2 protein-coding genes are annotated in these 3,472 nt (G+C 35.6%); both read right to left on the bottom strand.

The window, feature by feature from the left end:
- Positions 1-555: 555 nt before the first annotated feature.
- Positions 556-1,965 carry an argininosuccinate lyase gene (gene argH / locus CQA44_RS11500; RefSeq protein ID WP_115547353.1) on the bottom strand — a complete coding sequence of 470 codons (1,410 nt, stop codon included), beginning with the start codon at positions 1,963-1,965 and terminating at the stop codon, positions 556-558.
- 379 nt (positions 1,966-2,344) lie between these two features.
- Positions 2,345-3,424, bottom strand: a complete 1,080-nt coding sequence (locus CQA44_RS11505) for a cytochrome-c peroxidase (protein ID WP_115547354.1) — start codon at positions 3,422-3,424, stop codon at positions 2,345-2,347.
- Between the last annotated feature and the right edge of the window lie 48 nt (positions 3,425-3,472).

A 3,472-nucleotide genomic window follows, 5' to 3' on the forward strand; every position in this document is an offset into this window, starting at 1 on the left:
TCTGCAAATTTGTCTTGTAGGTGTGGGCAGGGATTCATGTTTGCTATATCTAATTCATTGCTTTATTTTCACCGCAGCATTGATAAATTTGTAAATAAGCATTCTTTATTTTTCTCTTGCAGTTAAATTGACTGTTATGATTAAGAAAAGCTGAAGAATAGCTTATATGATTAAACACTTGGGTGATGTTTCAGATGGGCAATTTTCGTTTAACAATGCAGTCTAGGTATTCTTATTCTGCTATCTTTATTGATATTTGTGTTTTAATCATTAAGAATGACATTCTACTCTTTAGAAGGATAGTGCTTTTGTGAATTAAGAACACAATAAGCTACATATTGTATCACTCACACTAAACAGTAGCAGTGAAAGTAAGCTTGACATAAGTTAAAGTTTCTATCAATTAGTTGTAGTATTCATGGGCATAACCCATTACTTTACAAAAGCATGCAGCCTATTGTGATAACCTGTAATGCTTATGGGCAATGCCCCTCTTTAAGCGCGTCAATGTGTTTATGATTGAGAATACAAATCATGTTGAAAAATCTTAATCACTTAGAGATTATCCTGTAACCATTGTTCTAATGTATGAATCTGCCTTTTGACCTCATCACTGCTACATCCTCCTAGACTATTTCTCCTCTGCATGGAATGTTCTAAGTTCAATGCAGAAGCTAGTTTGTCTTTATCAATGATAATGTCTTGTCCTAATTCCTGTAAAAGAATAGATTCTAAGTCCTGTACATCGATTTTGCTTAAATCAAGTCCTCCTTTTTCAGCATAACGGACGCAAACCCCTGTAATGTGATGCGCCTCACGAAAGGGGATATGATATTCTTGTACCAAAAAATCTGCTAAATCAGTTGCTACCAAATGTCCTACTTCACACATTTTCCGCATTTTTTCTTTATTAATAGATAGTGTCTTTAGGCTTTCATTAAGAATCTCCAGACAAATGCAAGCAGTTTGTACCGAATCAAATACCGCTTCTTTATCCTCTTGCATATCTTTATTGTATGCAAAAGGCAGTGATTTCATAGTCGTTAAGAGACTGATAAGATTACCGTAAGCACGTCCACATTTTCCACGCAATAATTCAGCTACATCGGGATTTTTCTTTTGTGGCATAATCGAGCTGCCTGTTGCGAAATTATCAGAAAACTGCACAAAGCCAAATTCATAGCTACTCCAAATAATAAGCTCTTCGGCAAGTCTTGAAACATGCAACATAATCATGGCGATATTATAGAGTAAATCCAGTGCGAAATCTCTTTGCGCAACAGAATCCATAGCATTAATGCTAGCAGATTCGAATCCTAAACTTTGTGCGAGGTTTTCCCTCTCATTCTTATAGGGAGTTCCAGCCATTGCCGCACTTCCTAGTGGGCATTCACTATTTATTAAAAGACTTGCATGTAACCTCTGAATATCTCGTTTAAATCCTACACACCATGCGACAAGATGATAGCCAAAGCTAATTGGTTGAGCATGTTGTAAATGTGTCATGCCGGGCATAAGCGTTTGTGTGTGTTCTTTCGCTATGTTTAAAAGCGTTTGCATAAGTGTACTTAGAATCTTTTGCAGGATTTTACTTTTCTTACGACAATATAACATCAGGTCGAGTGCAACCTGATCATTGCGACTACGTGCGGTGTGTAGCTTTTTGCCAACTTGTCCAATTTTTTTACTTAGGGCAGATTCTATGGCAGTGTGAATATCTTCATTTTCTAAAGTAAATCTAAATGTTCCTTCTCTAATTTCTTTAGAGATTTCTTGCAAGCCAGCTAAAATAGAATCTAATTCAGCAACCTCTAAAAGCCCGATAGCATAAAGCATTTTAGCGTGTTCTATTGAGCCTTGTATGTCTTCTTCCCAAAGATTCTTATCAAATTCAATACTTGCGTTAAATCTTTCAAGGAGTTCATTTGCAGATTCATTAAACCTACTGCCCCAAAGCTTTGTCATAATATTCCTTTACAATCAATATCGTGAGTATATTATAACGGTTTTGATAAAACTCACATCATTCAAAAGAACTCTTGCTTTTAATCCTATTATGATTAGAAACAATTCTTAGATAAAAGTATAAAATCTACCAATGAAAGCTAAATTTACAAAGAACAATAAAATGGCGGGTAAAATCCATTGTACTAGGTAATGAAAACATTAAAACAATACACTGAAAGCTTCTTAAAGATAATAAACCCCTATCCTAATCCATTGCCAAGAAACTAAAGTCTAATTGAAGCTAAACTCTAGTTATAGCAGTCTCTAATAAAGTGTGGCACGCAGAGTCGTCAAATTAACTTTGATAAGACAATCTCTTGGTGCTTCAAAATGTAAGCTAAAATGAGGGTTTGGGAGTAGCGTTACTTATGGTAGGTAATACAGGGTAAATTATATTAGGCATTTTACCATCAAGTGACTTGAAGAATGTCGCAATAGATTCTATTTCTTTTGGTGTTAAATCAATACCTAATTGAATTTTTCCCATTTCCTTAATGGCGTCTTTAATATCCCAGAATTGTCCATTATGAAAATAAGGTGCTGTTTGCATGACATTGCGTAAAGTAGGAGTTTTTACTAGCCCATCTTCATTTCCTTTAAAGTCACCGATATGGGAAAATTTATATTCTCCTGCTACGCCAAAAGCCTGCATAGAACCTCCTAAGTTAATCCCATTATGACAAGAGGCACATCCCTTTTCAAGGAATATATCCAATCCCTCTTTTTCCTTTGAGCTTAAGGCATTAAAGCTACCCTGTAAGAAAGAATCAAATCGGCTAGGTGTTACAAGCGTGAATTCATACAGGGCAATAGTATCAGCAATGAGTTTAAAGTCTATTTTTACATTCTTGCCATAAGCTCTCCTAAAATCATTTACATATTCTGGGATAGAAGTGATTTTTTGTACAACAAGCTTTGGTTCAGCATTCATTTCAACGGGATTTTGAATTGGTCCTTGTGCTTGGTCGCCTAAGTGGTGTGATCTGCCATCCCAAAATTGTACATCATTAAAGACAGAATTCAGCACTGTGGGGCTATTAAGGTTGTGTGGATTGGCACTCCACTTATTGCCAATAGCTGCTGGAACAATATCTGTACCTGCTAATGCTAAATTATGACAAGTATTGCATGAGATAAGATTGGAACTTGAAAGTCTTGGGTCAAAGTAAAGTTTTTTACCCAATTCGATTTGTTCCTTTGTAAGCAAGGGAGAATAGCCCTTAGCAATCCCTGTTTCTTTAAGCTTTTGTTGTTGATAATTTGCTAGTTCTTTGCCCATCGGAATTGATTGCAATCCAGAATCCTTTGCCTTTTGTAGGAGATCTTTATCATTGGGAAGTGCAGTTGCAGCAAAAGCTAAAGCTAGGGTGGCTGTAACTGCAATAGTGGTATTTAATCCAAAAAACTTGAGTTTCATTCATATTCCTTATAAATAAATACATGCAATTCATTTTCATCATAATTA

The organism is Helicobacter sp. MIT 14-3879, assembly GCF_003364125.1.